The 17,718-nt window shown below is 60.9% G+C and carries 11 protein-coding genes and 2 pseudogenes; 4 read left to right on the top strand and 9 right to left on the bottom strand.

Translation table 11 applies throughout. The features are described 5' to 3' along the window. Positions 1-24: 24 nt before the first annotated feature. The 8 genes from BTO02_RS29420 to BTO02_RS29385 all read right to left on the bottom strand — a co-directional run bounded on the left by BTO02_RS29420 (position 25) and on the right by BTO02_RS29385 (position 12,192). Entirely contained in the window at positions 25-768 is a 744-nt protein-coding gene (locus BTO02_RS29420; RefSeq protein ID WP_075160570.1) for an aspartyl/asparaginyl beta-hydroxylase domain-containing protein, read from the bottom strand. A 264-nt stretch (positions 769-1,032) separates the two neighbouring features. Then, positions 1,033-2,469, bottom strand: a complete 1,437-nt coding sequence (locus BTO02_RS29415) for an alkaline phosphatase family protein (RefSeq protein WP_075161500.1) — start codon at positions 2,467-2,469, stop codon at positions 1,033-1,035. A gap of 221 nt (positions 2,470-2,690) precedes the next feature. After that, the gene (locus BTO02_RS29410) at positions 2,691-3,953 is read right to left on the bottom strand and encodes a YbfB/YjiJ family MFS transporter (protein ID WP_075160569.1); all 1,263 of its coding nucleotides are present in this window, start codon (positions 3,951-3,953) and stop codon (positions 2,691-2,693) included. Positions 3,954-3,993: 40 nt separating this feature from the next. Continuing rightward, positions 3,994-4,995 carry a LysR family transcriptional regulator gene (locus BTO02_RS29405; protein ID WP_075160568.1) on the bottom strand — a complete coding sequence of 334 codons (1,002 nt, stop codon included), beginning with the start codon at positions 4,993-4,995 and terminating at the stop codon, positions 3,994-3,996. Between the two features lie 239 nt (positions 4,996-5,234). Then, positions 5,235-6,122, bottom strand: coding sequence for a LysR family transcriptional regulator (locus BTO02_RS29400; RefSeq protein ID WP_075160567.1), 888 nt, complete (start codon positions 6,120-6,122; stop codon positions 5,235-5,237). Between the two features lie 242 nt (positions 6,123-6,364). After that, a complete protein-coding gene (locus tag BTO02_RS29395; RefSeq protein WP_075160566.1) occupies positions 6,365-7,816 on the bottom strand; it encodes an efflux transporter outer membrane subunit in 1,452 nt (483 codons plus the stop codon). Further along, a complete protein-coding gene (locus BTO02_RS29390) occupies positions 7,809-8,984 on the bottom strand; it encodes an efflux RND transporter periplasmic adaptor subunit (RefSeq protein ID WP_075160565.1) in 1,176 nt (391 codons plus the stop codon). Before BTO02_RS29390 ends, BTO02_RS29395 begins: the two co-directional genes overlap by 8 nt. Then, positions 8,977-12,192, bottom strand: coding sequence for an efflux RND transporter permease subunit (locus tag BTO02_RS29385; RefSeq protein ID WP_075160564.1), 3,216 nt, complete (start codon positions 12,190-12,192; stop codon positions 8,977-8,979). Before BTO02_RS29385 ends, BTO02_RS29390 begins: the two co-directional genes overlap by 8 nt. Before the next feature lie 499 nt (positions 12,193-12,691). Between BTO02_RS29385 and BTO02_RS29380 the strand changes: the two genes are divergently transcribed. Next, positions 12,692-13,843 carry a porin gene (locus BTO02_RS29380; RefSeq protein ID WP_075160563.1) on the top strand — a complete coding sequence of 384 codons (1,152 nt, stop codon included), beginning with the start codon at positions 12,692-12,694 and terminating at the stop codon, positions 13,841-13,843. 177 nt (positions 13,844-14,020) lie between these two features. Here BTO02_RS29380 and hmpA read toward each other — a convergent pair whose 3' ends face one another. Beyond that, positions 14,021-15,202, bottom strand: coding sequence for an NO-inducible flavohemoprotein (gene hmpA, locus BTO02_RS29375; protein ID WP_075161499.1), 1,182 nt, complete (start codon positions 15,200-15,202; stop codon positions 14,021-14,023). 646 nt (positions 15,203-15,848) lie between these two features. Between hmpA and BTO02_RS29370 the strand changes: the two are divergent. The 3 genes and pseudogenes from BTO02_RS29370 to BTO02_RS29365 all read left to right on the top strand — a co-directional run. Next, a pseudogene (locus BTO02_RS29370) lies at positions 15,849-16,211 on the top strand (MFS transporter); the annotation flags it as partial. Further along, positions 16,205-16,528, top strand: a pseudogene (locus BTO02_RS35710) (nitrite reductase large subunit); the annotation flags it as partial. The pseudogenes BTO02_RS29370 and BTO02_RS35710, both read left to right, overlap by 7 nt. A gap of 72 nt (positions 16,529-16,600) precedes the next feature. Continuing rightward, positions 16,601-17,611, top strand: coding sequence for a nitrate reductase (locus tag BTO02_RS29365; RefSeq protein WP_442953513.1), 1,011 nt, complete (start codon positions 16,601-16,603; stop codon positions 17,609-17,611). Positions 17,612-17,718 lie beyond the last annotated feature (107 nt).

Genomic DNA, 17,718 nt, shown 5'->3' with positions numbered 1-17,718 from the left:
TCGTGCCGAAAAACATTGATATCTTCAGTCGCTGCGCATCCCGTCGCGAACCTTACCGGCGGCACGAATAGCGGTGCGAAGGCCGCTCACCCAGCGCATCCCGTAAATCGATAAACGGACACTAAACATGACGATACTCGAGATCGCCCGCAGATCTAACGCCATATTGGGACGCTTTATGTCCAGCAACAAAACGACTCGATATTCGCTACTCTCATTTCGAACCGCGTGCTCGAATGTGTCGTCCCACAAAAGAAATTCGCCCTCGTGCAGGCGATATTCACTGCGGTTGATTGTCAGCACGGCAGCCGGCGTGCCGTCGCCATGAGTGGGCATGCTCAGGACGAGATAGCCCCGCAACACGCCTCTAAATGGACCTCTATGCGCTGGGATGGACTTTCCCGGTCCGAGAATCGAGAAGGATGCCGAAAGCACATCTGGTGACTTTTCCAGAAAATCAGCGACAGTTGGGCACTGCGCCAGATTTCTGAAGATCGTCACGCCGTAGGCCCGCATGATGAAGATGCGCCAATCGGAGTCGTCACTCGCCGAAATGTCCTGCTGTGCAGGGACGGCCTCATGAAAGCGGGGAATATGGTGCAAACGCCGCATCGTCCGCGATGCTTCGAGACTTATTTTCTTCCAGTTCGATGTGAGCATCCTGGAATTCGGGAACAGTTCATCTCCATCAAGAATCGCTTCACCGGAGATCCGGTGATCGAACCACCAACGCAGTGCCTTGGCCACGCAATCGTGTACCCACTGCATGCGATTCCTCACGTAGTGACAAGCGGTAAGAGCCTGATGAACGTATCCTTCGTGAATAAAACACTCTGGGGAAGTCGCAATTTCTGGACACTTTGGAAGAACTGGATTTCCCATCGTTCAACCTGCGGCTTGCAACGCGTGAAGGCTGGTTTGAACGCGACAAGCCTTACGCGTGACGGTCGACTTGAGGTTGCGCCTCCTGGTTGCGCAACCTGAAACGAGCGCGTATGACGCTAACTTCGCGCGCGCGTGCGCGTGCGCGCGTCATTCGCCGGTGGGCTTGCGTTGCCTTGCCATACCGTTGAAGAAACCTGCCGCATCGGCGCGTGTATTCATCAGGGAGCCGACGACGTTCGGGTCGAGCCCCAGGCGTCGCGCAGTGCCGGTCACGAGGCTCATCTGCAGATCGTTGATCGGTTCGCCTGGCGACGGATGCTCGAACACGTCGAATGGCACCGAAATCCCGGGCAGGTCGTCGCGCGGCGTCTCGAGTGTCAGGACCTGTGCGAGCGTCGGTGCCTGCGCGATTCGCGCGCTCGTCAGCATCTGTGCCGATGGAATCGCGAGCCAGTCGCGCAGTGTCGCGAGGACCGATGTGTGATCGTAAGGCGTGGCGATCGGAGAGCGGAATACCGTGCCTCGTTCGATATACGGAGAGACGAGCACGGCCGGAACGCGTATGCCGAAGCGGTCGAAGCCAAACCCGTCGTCGCCGCTCTGGCTCGCGGCGTCGGGCGGTGTCGCATTGGCGGGCGGCAACACGTGATCGAAGGTGCCCCCGTGCTCGTCGAACGTGATGAGCAGCAACGTCTCGCGCCATGCGGGCGAGGTGCTGACTGCTTTCCATATGCGATAGAGAAAGTGGTCGCCGGCACTCACGTTGTGCGGCGGATGCTGATCGGTCGGATCGATCAGGAAGCTCGGCTCGACAAACGAGTATGCCGGCAACGAACCCGTCGCGCATGCATCGACGAATGCGGAAAAGCGCTTGAAGCGCGGCGACAGCGAGTCGTGCCACAGCTGCGGGAACATGGTGCGCGTGAGCGACGGCACGACGGTCGTGTCGTGATAAATGGCCCAAGGAATACCGGCGTCTTCGAGCACATTGAAGATGGTCCTCACATTCCATTCCAGCGGATCGGGCAAGCCTCGGGTTCCGGGGTTGCGCGCAAAGGTGTCGTTGTTGACGTGACCGTTCGATGTGCCTGCGTGCGCAAACGCGCGATTGGGCCAGGTCTGGCTCGGTACCGAGGCGAACCAGGCGTCGCTTACCGCATACGCGCGAGCCAGCGACGACAGCACGGGCACCTGTATCGGGCTATGGCCTTGCATGACCTGGCCCGCATCTCGCGTCGACGTCGTCTCGTAGTTGAGGACGAAACCTTGCATCGGCGGCAGGGGCGGCGCAATGCCGTCTTGTGGTCCGAATATCTGCGCATCGACGTTGCAGAAAGTCTCCTGCGGATCGGGGTCCGGCACGCGCGTATTCGACACGGAGCCCGTGACAAAGATTCGATTTCCTGAACGCGACGGATTGGAGAAATCGGCGCGCAGGCCGTCGAAAGCCGGCGAACTGCCGGGGGGCAGCACCCGTTGCGGCAAATCGCCATCCGGGTAGAGCCATCCGAGCATCGTATCGAGAGAACGATTCTCGAACATGACAACAACGACGTGCTTGATTCTTTCCAGACTGTTGGGCATGAAATTCCTCGCGTGTTCGCCGGTGCGATCCGCAAACATGGGTGATGTGTCGTGACGTACCGCTGCAATTCATTGGCGATAACACACAGCACCCTCACGCTATTCGTGTCGCGAGAGTCAATTGCATCTTGATCGGATGGCCCTTTACTTCTGTGTATTCGCGATAGGGTACGAAGCCATACAGCCGCTCCGGGTTGTGACGAAAATCGACTGTGGCTGCCCTATTGGGCCGGCGTTCGCGGCCGGATGAACAGCAGTGAGCACAGATCCACCGCGAGCGCCAGAATAAGCGCCGCGGTGCCAATCACAAACAGAATGCGGTAGTTGCCGCCGTCGTGTCCGAACAGATAGGACAGGCCATAGGCCGCGGCCGCCTGAATCGTTGCGAAGCAGGTCGTCGCGGTACTCCATGCGCGCTTCTGCGCGGCCGGATGGTGGGCCAGCAGTTCGTGCAGGCGGCCCAGAACGAGCGGCACGATGCCCGGCACGGCCGCGCCGACGAGCACGCTCGAGACGATGAGCGCGACGGTGCCCGGATCGAACGCGGGCAACGCAACCGTGACGATCTGCAGCACCAGTACGCCGCGCAGCGCGGGACCGAACCCCACGCGGTCGGCGATATGTCCGGTAATCAGCGGCCCGAGAATCGCGCCCAGGCCGAACATCACCCAATACTGCGCGCCCGCATCGAGCCCCTTGCCGAGCCCTCGCGCGACGAAATCCACCAGGAAGATCATGTGCGGAACCAGCCCCGCCGCATTCAACGCGTACTCGGCGTACAACGCGCGCAACGCCAGAGGGGTGACAGTGCGTCCATGCGGCCGCCGGCGGGAAGCAGCGTGTTTCGGTTGCTGTGCCGACTGCTGGGAGATGGTGGATGCGTTTGTGCTCGAGTGCGGCTTCGGCCAGCCATGCCATGCCACGACGGTGAGCAACAGCCCGCAGACGCCGAGGCCGATCCACGTTTCGGCGAGGCTTTCGCGCAGCAGCGCCGGCACGATGGTGCCCGATGCCGCGATACCGAGACCGATACCGCTGAATATCGCTCCGCCGACGAATCCGCGGCGCGACGAGGACACATGAGAAAGGATCGTCGGTGCGGCCAACACCATCAGCGCACCGCCTGACAGGCCCGATGCGAAGCGCCATGCAAAGAACCATGAAAAAGAGACCGGCACGGAGCAGGCAAAAAACGAGGCGCTCGCCAGAAGCATCATCGTGCGCAGCACAAGGGTAGAGTCGGCACGCCTCGAGAGCCATCCGCCCGCCAACGCCCCGGCCAGATATCCGCCCAGATTTGCTGCAGCGAGGTAAGCAGCGGTCGACGCTGCAAACCAGTGGGCGGCAATGATCGCGGGCAGCAGCGGCGTGTATGCGAAACGCGCGAGGCCGATCCCCACCAGACTCGAACACATGCCCGCCAGCGCACCCCACCAGACGTTGAACACCGGTGTCATCGTTGCGCTGGTCGCTGCACGTCGCATACGGGTTCCTGACTATTCGGATTGAAAGGCATGTCCCGATTCACCCGGCGAGCTTCGCGGTGTCCGACGGTGTCGGTCGGCAGAGAGCGGCATCGTCTTTCCCGAGCGCCGCCGCGTCCGCTTCGCCGGTGCGCGCATACAGGCCGCCCTCTCTGAAGAATTCGACGCAGAAGTCGACGAAGGTTCTGGAGCGCACCGGCAGCAGTTCCCGATCGGAGTAGAAAAGGCAGATTTCGCCGGCCGGGTTGCGTGCGCAGCAGTGTGGAAGAACCGGCACGAGCGTGCCGACCGACAAATCTTCGTGCAGCATCGCTTCGGGCAATGTGGCGATGCCTAATCCGGCGAGCGCAGCGGCGCGCAGCGACACCTCGTCAGCGTCGATCGAAGACATGGGAACAACGCTCGCCGCACGCTCGTCTTCGTACAGTTCGGCCGAATTGGAACCGTTCTGACGCAGGTCGGGGTGAATCAAAAGATAGTGGGCAGAGAGGTCGGCCAATCGTTTCGGTGTCCCCCATTTATCGAGGTAACCCGGCGACGCGACGAGTACGCTAGCGGACCGGTAGAGTGTGCGCCGAATGACGCCTTGCTGATCAACGAGGGCTGCCGGCACCATGGCCATATCGAACTGGCCGTCGTACAGATTGACTGCGCCACTTTTGACGGAAACCTGAAGATTGACGTTGGGCGCTATCGAATGGTAGTCCGATATAAACCGCGAAAACACCGGACTGATAAGCCCGTGATGAACGGCGAGGCGCAACCGGCCGCTGTCGACCTCTCGTTGTCGCATGATGCGTCGATGCGCCTCGTCGAGTTCCTCGATGAGCCTGCTGCAACTCTGATAGTAGGCGAGCGCAGCATCGGTCAGGGTGATCGAACGCGTCGTTCGATGCAGCAATCGCGTCTGGATGCGATCTTCGAGTTTGGAGACCGCCTTGGAAATCGCACCGGTCGTTACGCCGAGCGACTCGGCAGCCCTACTGAAGCTCCGGTGCTGCGTAGCCGCAATAAAGGCTCTCAACATTTGGAGCTCGTCCATCGACACCTCGCCGCTAAAAGTCAAAAGGCCGCCCGCGTTATCGCTCGAAGCCCGGCGATTCGGTCGCCGTCGGCGAAGCTTGCTCGTGGGACGCCAAATGCATGGATTGTTGAGCGAACGCGTGCGAATAGCTTAACAAGCTTCTCGTTCGGTCAATGGCGGTTTGTTGCGATGGGGATATCTGAAACGGAGATTGCTGGATGGCTTCCGGTGACTCGTGTCGAAGCCTTGCAGGGTCGTCACGCCGCGGCCATTCGTACGCCGAGTTCCGAACGCGCGACGTCGATAAACGACTGCATTGCGCTGGAGACATATGAGTCGCGCCGGCGGATGAAAAGCGTCTCGACGATGCCTCTGCCGCCAGGGAGCGTGTGCACGGACAGCTGGTTATGGTTGGCGTTTGCCGACACAACCGATCGTGGCAGAAGTGTGACGCCTACGCCCGCGGCGACGCAGGTGACGATTGCATCGATTGAACCGAACTCGAGCGGTGCGGAAACGAAGATTCCCATATCGGCGAGCAGCGCTTCAAGCCGCTGACGGTATGAGCAGCCTAGCCGGAACACAATCGGCTTCAGATCCGGAACGGTCGATAGCGCATCGAGCGAACGTATCGCGCACGAGCTCACCAGTACCAGCTCTTCGCGAAAGACTGCCTCGGTGAAGAGGTCTGGGTAGTCAAGCGGACCGGCGACGAATGCACCATCGAGCCGGCACTCGATCACATCGCGCGTAAGCCCGGAGGTGGTGCCGGTGGCCAACGATAACCTTACCCTCGGGTACATCCGTGTAAACGTTCCGAGGACCGGAGCGAGGCGTATGGCAGCGGTCGTTTCGAGTGTTCCGAGGTTCAGGTTGCCGCTGGGCGGGCCATCGTCCACAGCCGCCATTTTTGCGTCGGCAAGCAGCTTCGCCATGCGCGCGGCGTACGGCAGCATGCGCTGTCCTGCAGGTGTCATGCTGACGCCGTGAACGTGTCTTTGAAACAGCGGCACGCCGACCTCGCGTTCGAGCGAACGGATTCGCGCGGTAACGTTCGACTGCACGGTATGCAATTCGACCGCCGCCCGATTCATGCTGCCGAGACGGGCAACTGCTTCAAAGACCTTGAGATCGGCGATATCCAATCGATGCACCTTTCGAAAAACGGCTTCCGGCTGCGCAAAAATCTGCTCTTATCTGGAGCGCATCATGCTATATCAGTTCGGCGCGCGAAGCAGGGATGTCGCCATGAGTCTGACGGATGGCCTTCATATTGTTACGAAAATATTCATGCTGCCCGCGAAGGCCGACGCAAGCGCGAGTGAAATGTTGTCGTGCGACGTTCTTGTCCTGGCGTGGAGCAGTCGACGAACTGAGCTTTATCGCATTACGGCGCCGATGCCATCGGCGTAGTCTTGACGGAGTCGACGTCGTCGACGCGCCAGCCGCCGCCGAGCGCACGGACGAGGTCGACGTTCGCATCGAGCTGCCGGGTCCTGATTTCTATTTCGCCGCGTTTAGCCGCGAGCGCGGCGGTTTGCGCATCGACTACTTCAAGATAGCTGACCGCACCCCGACGATAGCGCGACAGCGCGAGATCGACCGACAGGTCGGCCGCGTCCACGGCCTGTTGTTGCTCGGTCGTCGCTATGCCAAGTTGCGCAAGCAATGTCAGATCATCTTCCACCTGCCTGAAGGACGCGAGGACCACGCTGCGGTAACGTTCGCCCGCCTCGGCCGTCGCCGCTTCGGCGGATTGGACTTGCGCTCGCCGCTTGCCGCCGTCGAACAGATAGACCGCGAGCGCGGGGCCGAGTGCCCAGTACGAGCTCGGCAAACCGAGCAGATCCGAGTAGACCGAACTTTGAAAGCCGCCCTGCGCGCTGAGTGTGAGCGACGGGAAGTAAGCCGAGCGCGCCACGCCGATCTTCGAATTAGCCGCCGCTACCCGGCGCTCGGCCGCTGCGACATCGGGCCTGCGTTGCAGCAACTCGGCGGGCACTCCTGCCGGAATTGCGGGCAGCGGTACCGGCCCAACCCCCGGCGCAAGGGCGAAGTCCGATGCCGAGGCGCCGACCAGCACAGCGATCGCATGCTCGAGCAGCGCGCGTTTGGCCTGGACCTGCGTGAGATCGGACCGAACGAACGACAGCTGCGTGCTTGCGCGTGCAACGTCCAGCGCCGATGCCACGCCGCCGTCGTGCCGCTTGCGCGTCAGGTCGAGCGCCTTTCGATACGCGTCGATTGTGTCTTCGAGCAGTTTGATCTGCTGATCGTCGCCGCGCAAGTCGAGCCAGGTGCGCGCCAGTTCGACCTCGAGGCTTAATTGTATCGACGCGAGATCGTCCTTCTCGGCCTCGCTTTCTTCCTTGCTGGCAGCGACGGAGTCCCGCACGCGCCCCCACAGGTCGACCTCGTAATCGACTTCGGCGCCGAGCGTCGCGGCGTTGAAGTCAGTCGGTGCCGTCGCGTTGCGCAACGGCCGGGTGTCCGACTCGCGCTCGCGTTGAGCTTCGCCGCCCGCCGAAACTTGTGGATAGAACTGCGAACTTGCCTGCCTGACGAATGCCTGCGATTGGACATAGTGGTAGTACGCGGCGCGCAGATCGTGGTTGTGGGCAATCAATTGCGCTTCGAGTTCGTCGAGCCGAGGTTCGCGATACAGTTTCCACCACCCCGAGCGATCGAGCCGGTCGGCGGGCGCTGCGACCGTCCATGACGTCGACGATTGATAGCGCGCGGCGACCGGCACATCCGGAACCTGATAATGCGGGGCGAGCGAACAGCCACTCAGAGCGGCGAAGCCCGCAAGGAACGCAACTGCCCGTAACCTAGCCATGACTCGCCGCCTCGACGCGCTTACGCGCGATATGTACGCGATCGCCATCGCTGAGACCATCGGGCGGCGTATCGATCACGCGGTCGCTGCCGCTAAGCCCAGAGCCGATTTCTACGGCTTTTCCCAGATCCTGCTCGATCGCCACCGGTTTGAATCTGACTTCGTCGCGGCTGTCGACGGTTGCTACACGCAAGCCATGCTCGTCGAAGATCAGCGCGCTGGCGGGTATCTGCATCGCACCACCGGGCGCCGGCAATGCGAAATGCAGCGTCACGAAGCTACCCGGCAGCAGCAGGTGCGCCGCGTTGTCCACTTGCAATTGCACGAGTGTCGTGCCCGATGACGCATTGACAGCGTCGGCAAGACCGACAATATTCGCGGTGAAATGCCGGCCCGGATATTCGGGAACCGTGAAGTCCGCGCTGCCTCCACGTTTGACCATCGGCGCATAAAATTGCGGCACATGCACATAGACGCGTAACCGGCTCACGCTCGATACCGAGAACAGTTGCGTGTGACTGCTGCTGCCCGCGTCGATCAATGCGCCGACATCCGTGTTGCGCGCGGTGACGACGCCGTCGAACGGCGCCACGATGGTCGCGAACGTCTTCATCGCGATCAGCCTGTCCACATTCGCTCGCGCAGCCGCGACGCGCGCTTTCTTTTGCGCGTAGTCCTGCGTGCGGTCGTCCACGTCCTGACGCGATACCGCGTCGGAGCCGAGCAGCGCCTGCCAGCGTTCGGCGCTTGTCTTTGCGAGCGTGGCATCGGCCTGTGTGCTCGCGAGGTCCGCTTTTGCCTGAATCAGTTGTTGATCGAGTTCAGGCGTGTCGATGGTCGCGAGCACCTGTCCGGCTTTCACGCGGTCACCGATATCGACGCGCCACGATTTGAGGTAGCCGTTCACACGCGCATAGATCGGCGCATCGGTAAACGACTCGAGCCGCCCCGGCAGATTCAGCGCACCATCGGACGCGGGCGGGGCTGGCCGGATAACCGTGACGGTTGGGATCGCCTGCATGTCGGTCCAGGCCTTGAGTTCGCGACTGTTTCTGGCGCGTACCGCCGTGCCTGTGACGAGAATGACGAATGCGGCGGCAGCGCCGATCATTCCCGCGCGCGAGAGCATGCGCCGCGGCGCGGAACGCGGTGTGAGTTCATCAGACATGGGAGGGACCTCGGGAAATTGTCGGTAGCGCGGAATCGCGACCCTTACGTGAATGCACGATGCAAAAGACGGCCGGAACGAGGAACAGCGTCGCGGTAGTCGCGAAGAGCAGTCCGCCGATTACCGCGCGGCCGAGCGGCGCATTCTGTTCGCCCCCTTCACCGAGGCTCAATGCCATTGGCGCCATGCCGATCATCATCGACAGTGCTGTCATCAATACGGGGCGAAAACGCGTGGCGCCGGCTTCGAGCGCCGCTTTGAGCGCGTCGCCGTGCACGGCGATCCGTTCGCGGCAGAAACTCACGACGAGAATCGAGTTCGCCGTGGCGACGCCCATGCACATGATCGCACCGGTCAACGCGGGCACCGACAGCGGCGTGTGCGTGGCGTACAGCATCCACACAATGCCCGCCAACGCGAGCGGCAGCGCTGTGATGATCACGAGCGGATCCGACCACGACTGGAAGTTGACGACGATCAGCAGGTAAATCAGCACGACTGCGCCGACCAATCCGAACAGCAGGCCGCTGAATGCGCTGTTCATCGTCTGTACCTGGCCAAGCAGGACGACTCGCGCGCCCTTGGGCACCGCATGCGCATTGGCGGCAACGATGCGCTGCAGATCGGACGCCACCGCACCGAGATCGCGCCCTTGCGTCGTTGCGAAGACCTCGACCATCGGCTGGATGTTGTAGTCGTCGACGACGGCGTCGCTGGTGGTGCGGCGAATCGTTGCCACGCCGCCGAGGATTTGCCCGTCGCTCACAGCCGGGCCGCCTCCGACAGGCAGATCGGCAAGCGAGGGGAGTGTGTCAAGTCCGTACTGCGGCGTTTGCAGCACGATCGGATACTCGACGCCATTGGCCGCATTCAGCCAGTAGGTCGGGGCGACCTGACCCGAACCCGCCATGTGCACGACGAGGCTATTCGTCACGTCGCGTTCGGTGACGCCCTGCAACAGCGCCTGGCTCCGGTTCACGTCGACGTCGAATTGCGGATCGCTTTGCGATTGCTGGATGCGCGCGTCGACAACGCCGGGCACATGGCGGATCTGGCGGAGCAGCCGGTTCGCATACGTGAAATCGGCCGGTAAGTGGCTGCCGCGAATCTGCAGATCGATCGGCGCCGGTGCGCCAAAGTTCAGGATCTGACTGACGATATCAGCCGGTGGGAACGAGAACGTGACGCCGGGAAACGCTTTTGGCAATGTCTCACGCAGCTTGCGCACATATTCGCGCGTGGGGCGGTGCCCCTCCTTCAGCGAAACCTGGATGTCGCCGTCCTGCGAGCCGATCGTGCCGGTGTTGTTGTAGGCCGTGTTCAGGCCGCTAATCGACAGACCCATGTTGTCGACCATCGTGCCGAGTTCGGTTGGCGGGATGGTCGCCTGAACGTGTTTTTCCACGGCAGCGAAGATTGCGGCTGTCTTCTCGACACGCGTGCCGACCGGCGCGCGAACGTGCATGAGGATTTCGCCGGCGTCGACATCGGGGAAGAAGTTGCGGCCAAGAAACGGCACCAGGGCAAGCGACAGCGCGGCAAACGCGAAGAAGCCCGGTACGAAGACGCGGCGGTATGTGAGCACCAGTTCGAGCATCGCGCTGTAATGCATGCGGACGCGCTCGAAGCCGGCCTCGAACCGGCGCTGGAAGCGAACCAGTGGGTTCGACGTTTTGCGCGGCAAATGCGCGTGTTCCGGCGAGCTTCCTGGCAAGCGCCCGGGCGCGTGGGGCTTGAGCAGATACTTCGCCATCGTAGGCACGAGCGTTCGCGAAAGAACAAAGGACGACACCATCGCAAAGATCACTGCCTCCGCCATCGGTACGAACAGGAAGCGGGCCACGCCGTCGAGAAAAAACATCGGCACGAATACGATGCAGATACACAGCAGCGACACGAACGCCGGCGTGACGATCTGTGCGGCACCATCAAGAATCGCGTCTTCGACCGCCTTGCCGTGCTCGAGATGCCAGTTGATGTTTTCGATGGTCACTGTGGCGTCGTCGACGAGAATCCCAACGGCGAGCGCCAGTCCGCCAAGCGTCATGATGTTCAGCGTTTCGCCGAGCGCCGACAGCGCGGCGATTGATCCGAGAATGGCGAGCGGAATGGAAGTCGCGATGATGACCGTTGAGCGCCAGCTGCCGAGGAAAAGCAGAATCATCAGGCTCGTCAGCACGGCGGCGATCACCCCTTCGCGGGCGACACCGGATATCGCCGCGCGCACGAAGACCGACTGATCGCCGATCACATCGACCTTAAGAGCGTCCGGCAACGACGCCTTTGCATCAGCCACTTTCTGCTTGACCCCGGCGATGATGGCGAGCGTGGACACCGAACCGTTCTTCAGGATCGTCAGCAATACCGACCGCTTGCCATCGACGTGCACGATGTTTGTCTGCGGCGGGCTGCCGTCCGTCACATCGGCGACGTCATGCATGAAAACCGCGGTTCCGTTGGCGGCTTTGATCGGGATGTTCCCGATAGCGGCAATCGACGATGGGGCGCTGTTCAGTTGCACGATGTATTCATAGTCACCGACTTTCTCAGTGCCGACCGGTGTAATCAGATTTTGCGCCGCAAGCGCGTTTGCGACGTCTTGTGCGGACAGTCCTCGCGCTTCGAGTTCGGCCGCCTTGACGTTGATTTGCACTTGACGCGTTTTCCCGCCATAGGGATAGGGTAGCGACGCGCCCTCCACCGTGGTCAGAATCGGTCGCAACTGGTTGAGGCCGAGGTCGCCGAGGTTCTGCTCGGTGAGCCCCTTGCCAGAAAGTGCGAGTTGGACTATTGGCACGGTCGACGCGCTATAAGTCACGATCAACGGCGGTGTCGCACCAGGCGGTAATTGCTTGAGGATGTACTGGGCTATCGAAGTGACCTGAGCGTTCGCCGTGCGGATGTCCGCATGCTTCTGAAAGAATATCTTGACGACCCCGTAGCCGGAAACGGACCGGCCTTCGATGTGCTGGACGTCGTTGACCGTGGTTGTCAACACGCGTTCGAACGGAGCCATCACGCGCCCCTCCATCTGATCGGGCGGCAATCCGGTGTATTGCCAGATCACGGCGATCACGGGGATATTGATGTCCGGGAAGATGTCGGTCGGTGTCCTCAGTGCCGAGAGGATGCCGACGATAAGAATGAAGATGGCCAGCACGATAAACGTATAGGGCCTCCTCAACGCGATGCGAACGATTCCAACCATGCCGCAGACTCCATAATTGCAGAGACAGGGAAGCTCTGCGTTCGCCGCCACGTGAAAAGCGCGTCCTCGACTGGTAGGTCACAGGTCGTGCCTGACATCGTCAGCGATGGTTCAAGATACTTGCGTTAAAGCATGCACGCTCACGTTCTCCGTGTTCAATCGCTCATTTGCCAAGAATTACTTATGAATGAGTGAACAATGGGGAAGGGGATACGTGCGCATGCCGGCGATTTCAATATCGACGATGCACACGTCGTTGTTTCCCGATGCTCAACGAACGAGTGCATTGCCGGCAATGGGGCAAGAATGAGGGACTGCGTCAGTGCCAGCCGAAGTCACGACCGTCTGGTCATCCATGACACAGATGATCGATCCCGTATGCCGCGCATCGATTCACAGAAAAACGGAAAAGGTTTCTTTACCCGTTGGGTGTTACTCGCATCGTAAGAGTCCTCAATACTTGATAACGCGATCAACAGACTCTTTCGAAGGAGACGAGATGTACAGAAAGATAGTTACCACCGCCGCGGTTCTGTCGGTCACGTCGTCGATGGCTCACGCGCAAAGCTCCGTCACGCTATACGGGATCATAGACGCGGGGCTGATATACACAAACAATGTCGCAAAAGGGGCAGCGCACGGATCATTGCTTCAGGCAACAAGCGGTGAGATCAACGGTAGCCGCTTCGGGCTCCGCGGTGCGGAGGATCTGGGTGGAGGTCTTAAGGCAATCTTCGTTCTCGAAAACGGGTTCAACGTCGAGAACGGAAAACTCGGCCAGGACAGCAAGCTATTCGGTCGGCAGGCATTCGTCGGCCTGAGCAGCCAGCGGTTGGGTGCGGTAACTCTAGGCCGTCAGTACGATTCCAATACGGACTTCGTGCTGCCACTCTCGGCCGTTGCTGGAACGTTTGGTGACACGGGTTTCGCCCACCCGTTCGACAACGATAACCTGAACCACGGGTTCCGGATTAACAACGCGGTCAAATATGCAAGTCCAAACCTCGATGGTTTCAGGTTCGGCGGACTCTACGCCTTCTCGAACAATCAGGACTTCGCCCTGAATCGTGCATATAGCTTTGGAGGAAGCTATAATTACGGATCGCTAAATGTTGGTGCCGGTTATTTGCAGATCAACGGGTCGAACAGTACGACGAACACAGCCGGATCCATCGATACGGGAGAGTCGCCTTCGAATGGTACGGGAGGCTTCGTTCTCGGCTCGGATGTCCAGCGCACCGCAACCGCCGGCATAAACTATGTTTATGGTCCGGCGACGGTGGGGTTTGTGTATTCGCATAGCCAGTTTCAGGGTACAAAGGCATTCGGATCGAACAACGGCACGGTCAGGTTCGACAACTATGAACTAAACGGAAGGTATGCGTTGACCCCCGCGATCACGCTTGGCGCGTCATACGTGTATACCGACGGCCACGTGACACAAAGCAACACGTTTGGCTCTGAACCGAAATGGAATCAGATCAATGTGCAGGCCCTTTACGCATTCTCGAAACGTACCGACGTCTATATCGAGGGAATGTACCAGCATGTCTCAGGTCACGGGTACGTCGCATTTATCAATAATTCAGGTGGTGCCTCGTCGACGGGAAATCAGGTCGTGACGACGGTAGGCCTACGGACACGGTTCTAGATCGTATCGTGCGTCGGACGCGTCTGTGACGCATTTTCCGTATCCCCTTTGTGAATCGGCCAGGCAATTACAGGGTCACCCGGAGCGCTTTTGCAAAGGTCATGGGTATCGTAGCCGTGTCGGTGCCTTCCCAAATACTCCGACAGGCCACGCTCCGCTTCGCTGGCGAACGTATGATCAACCGAGTGCAATGGATGGGCCAAAAAACTCATACCGGGTTTGCGATGCTGGCACGCCAAGCGCTTCAAGGTGACCTTTGATCGCCTTCATAAACGCTTTAGGCCCGAGAAAATACACATCGACGTCGCTTGAAGCCGGCATGAATTCACGCAGCCGCGCCTCGTCGAGGAAGCCTTCCGCATCATGCGCGCTGTCTTCCGCACGCGGCTTTTCATACACATAGAAGCGCTTCAGTTGCGGGTTGCGCGTGGCGAGATCGTCGATAAAGTGGCGGAAAGCGTGCACGCCGCCGTGACGCGCCGCGTGAATGAAGTGCACGGGTCGCGACGCTTTCAGCGCAGCGCGCAGCATCGCAAGCGTCGGCGTGATGCCCACGCCGCCGCTGATCAGCACGAGCGGCTTCGTGCTGTCTTCGAGCGTGAAGTCGCCCGACGGCGTGAACACATCGAGCGTGTCTTCTTCGATCACACGATCATGCAGGTAATTCGACACCCGCCCGTTCGGCTCCCGCTTCACGCTGATCCGATACTCGTGCCCGTTCGCGGCCGCCGACAGCGAATAGTTGCGGCGCACTTCCTCGCCGTCGATCACAAGCCGCAGCGCAATGAACTGTCCCGGCTTGAAGTCGAGCAGCGCACCACCGTCCGCGGGCCGCAGATAGAACGAAGTGATCTCGTCGCTTTCGCGCACCTTGCGCGCGACCGTGAATTTGCGCGTGCCGCGCCAGCCGCCCTGCGCTGATTCCTTCGCCGCATACGCGCTTTCCTCGAGGCCGATCAGGATATCGGCAAGCTGCTGGTAGGCCGCGCCCCAGGCTTCGATGACCGCATCGGTTGCGATCTCCGGCCCGAGCACTTCGCGGATCGCCCGCAGCAGACAGGCGCCTACGATCGGATAATGCTCAGGCAGGATATTCAGCGACACGTGCTTGTTGACGATCTGCGAAACGAGCCCGCCCAGCTGTTCGAGCTGATCGATATGACGTGCGTACATCAGCACGCCATTTGCAAGCGCGCGAGCCTGGTCGCCATTAGCCTGATGGGCCTGATTGAAAAGCGGGCGTACTTCCGGATACTCGGCGAGCATCGTCCTGTAGAAATGCGAGATGAGCGCCTCGCCGCCGCTCTCGAGCAGCGGAATGGTGGCTTTGACGATTGTGCGATGTTCGGGACCAAGCATAAATTTCTCCATTGCGGCATTTAAAAGGCCGTATTTGCAGTGTCTCCCTGTGCACCGGACGATTCGCTTCCACATTCGCGTGATCGTAAGCCGGGACAACAAGGCCATATGAGATGCCGCGATGGCTCACACATTCGCCGACTGCATAGCGGTGTGGATCGGATACAAAGTCTGTTCATCCCTCTCGTTCTGCTGAGGCGGCCAACAGCGGATTCATGCTCGATACGGGCGGTCACGGACAAGCTGCAGCGATGACAAACATTCAGGTTGCTGCTCGCATACTGCAATCGTCTTCCAGAGCATCTTCTCTTCCTTGATGATGACCGCTGCCCGGTCAAACGAGGGTTACGGAACACAAAGGAGTAGCGGGAAATCGCCTCAGACGCGACTCTGGATACTTTACTTTCCGGGCTCGCTGACACGAACGCTATCAATGAATCGCGGGCGACATATCCGGCCGTCGAACGCTGGCGTCAATCAGGTGGAGTCCTCATTCTGATTATATGAACGAGCGCCTATCGGAACTGCTCAAGTACCGGGAAACATACCTTTGCCCGATAAGACGGAATAGATCGTGTGCTGGCTCGTTCTCGCTGATTTCTGGCTGGGGTATGAAACCTGCACCGTAAATGCGAGAGAGACATTTATGAAAAATCTGTTCAGTTCGTTGGCGAGCGGTAACTGGCGCGCGCTGCTCGCGTGCTTCTTCTACTTCGATACCGGTTTCACCGTGTGGGTCATGTTCGGGCCGCTCGCACCGTTCATTCACAAAGACATCGCGATGTCTCCGGCCGAACTGGGGTTTCTGGTCGCCGTGCCGGTGCTCGCCGCGGCGATCCTGCGCGTGACGCTCGGCAATCTGTACCAGGCGTGCAATGGCCGACGCATCGCCCTGATGGGCGTGCTGCTGTCGGCAGTTCCGTCGGTCGTGCTGCTGCTGATGCCGGGCGCGCCGTCTTACACGCGGCTGCTCGTGCTCGGCGTGTTCCTCGGCGTCGGCGGCGCAACTGCGCCGAAGCCGGCATCAAGGACGTCGGCGTGATCGCGGTCGAAAGCGGCTGGGAACTGTATGTGGGCGGCAACGGCGGCATCAGGACCGAAGTCGCGCAGTTCCTCGTCAAGGTGAAGACGCCGGACGAGGTGAAGGAATACACCGGTGCGTTCCTGCAGCTCTATCGCGAAGAAGCGTATTACCTCGACCGCACCGTGCATTACATCGCACGCGTCGGACTCGACTACGTGAAACAGAAAGTGGTCGAGGATGCGGCGAACCGCAAGGCGCTCTACGAACGGCTGCTCTATTCGCTCGAAGGTCTGCCCGATCCATGCTCGCCGCGCACCGCGATATCGGCAACGCCGCGCATCGCGAAGAAATCGCGCGGCTCTGGGGGCTGGCCGATGCGACGCGCCTGTCGGACACGCCGGGACTGCCCGCCCGTCGACCTCTTCGAAGCGGCGCGCAGCGGCAAGGTCAAGGCGGTCTGGATTGCGTGCACGAACCCCGTGCATTCGATGCCCGATATCGCGAAGGTGCGCGAGGCGCTCGATCAGGCGGAATTCGTCGTCGTGCAGGACGCGTTCATGCAAACCGACACGGTGCCCTACGCGGACGTGCTGCTGCCCGCGGCGACGTGGGGCGAAAAAGCCGGGACCGTCACGAATTCGGAGCGGCGCATCACGCGCGTGCGCGCCGCCGTCGAGCCCGCCGGAGAGGCGAAGCCCGACTGGTGGATCGCGAACGAAGTCGCGCGCCGTATCGCGCACAAGCTCGAACGCGAGCCGCACCTGTTCGGCTTCGAGACCACCGAAGCGGTATTCGACGAACATCGCGCGCTCACGGCCGGCCGCGATCTCGACATCGGCGGCATCAGCTACGCATTGCTCGACGCGCAGGGACCGCAGCAATGGCCGTTTCCGCCGGGCCACGCAGCGGGCGATGCGCGCCGCTACACCGATGGACGCTTCGCCACCGCGGACGGGCGCGCGCGCTTTCATGCAACGCGCTATCTGCCGGTGGCCGACGAGGTCAACGCGCGCTTTCCGTTCCGTCTGACGACCGGACGCCTGCGCGACCAGTGGCATGGCATGAGCCGCACGGGCCGCGTGGCAAGGCTGTTTTCGCATGCACCGGAACCGGCACTGACGATGCATCCGGGCGATGCCGCGCGCCGCGGTCTCGCGGAAGGCGACCTCGTGCAGGTGAAGAGCCGCCGCGGCGCCTTGGTGCTGCCGCTGCAGATCTCCGAGGACGTGCAGTCTGGCGCGAGCGTGCCCGAACTGAAAGCGAAGCTCGGCTGCGGCACGGTCTGCGGCTCGTGCGTGGCGGAACTGAAACAGTTCGTCGATAACGGGCTCTCCATCGGATCATCATCGACCGAGAATAGCCATATCTCCGCGGCAGCCAGGTAAGCCGTCTCTCACCGGTTGTGCAGCGGGCGGTGTCTCGCCGCGCCTTCAAAGACCAGCGTTGCTCGGCCACTGTGAACTGCAAAATCAGACGTTGCAGAATGCCGGTC

The organism is Paraburkholderia sp. SOS3 (assembly GCF_001922345.1).
Taxonomy (GTDB): Bacteria; Pseudomonadota; Gammaproteobacteria; order Burkholderiales; family Burkholderiaceae; genus Paraburkholderia.
Note: the sequence above shows the minus strand (reverse complement) of the source record. Positions and strands in the feature narration are given on the sequence as shown.

What these genes read in the sequence shown, in the direction of transcription:
- BTO02_RS29365 (WP_442953513.1), top strand. Translation starts at nt 16,601, where the DNA reads ATGCGACGCGCCTGTCGGACACGCCGGGACTGCCCGCCCGTCGACCTC.
- BTO02_RS29395 (WP_075160566.1), bottom strand. Translation starts at nt 7,816, where the DNA reads ATGGCTAGGTTACGGGCAGTTGCGTTCCTTGCGGGCTTCGCCGCTCTG.
- BTO02_RS29390 (WP_075160565.1), bottom strand. Translation starts at nt 8,984, where the DNA reads ATGTCTGATGAACTCACACCGCGTTCCGCGCCGCGGCGCATGCTCTCG.
- BTO02_RS29405 (WP_075160568.1), bottom strand. Translation starts at nt 4,995, where the DNA reads ATGGACGAGCTCCAAATGTTGAGAGCCTTTATTGCGGCTACGCAGCAC.
- hmpA (WP_075161499.1), bottom strand. Translation starts at nt 15,202, where the DNA reads ATGCTTGGTCCCGAACATCGCACAATCGTCAAAGCCACCATTCCGCTG.
- BTO02_RS29415 (WP_075161500.1), bottom strand. Translation starts at nt 2,469, where the DNA reads ATGCCCAACAGTCTGGAAAGAATCAAGCACGTCGTTGTTGTCATGTTC.
- BTO02_RS29410 (WP_075160569.1), bottom strand. Translation starts at nt 3,953, where the DNA reads ATGCGACGTGCAGCGACCAGCGCAACGATGACACCGGTGTTCAACGTC.
- BTO02_RS29380 (WP_075160563.1), top strand. Translation starts at nt 12,692, where the DNA reads ATGTACAGAAAGATAGTTACCACCGCCGCGGTTCTGTCGGTCACGTCG.
- BTO02_RS29420 (WP_075160570.1), bottom strand. Translation starts at nt 768, where the DNA reads ATGCAGTGGGTACACGATTGCGTGGCCAAGGCACTGCGTTGGTGGTTC.
- BTO02_RS29385 (WP_075160564.1), bottom strand. Translation starts at nt 12,192, where the DNA reads ATGGTTGGAATCGTTCGCATCGCGTTGAGGAGGCCCTATACGTTTATC.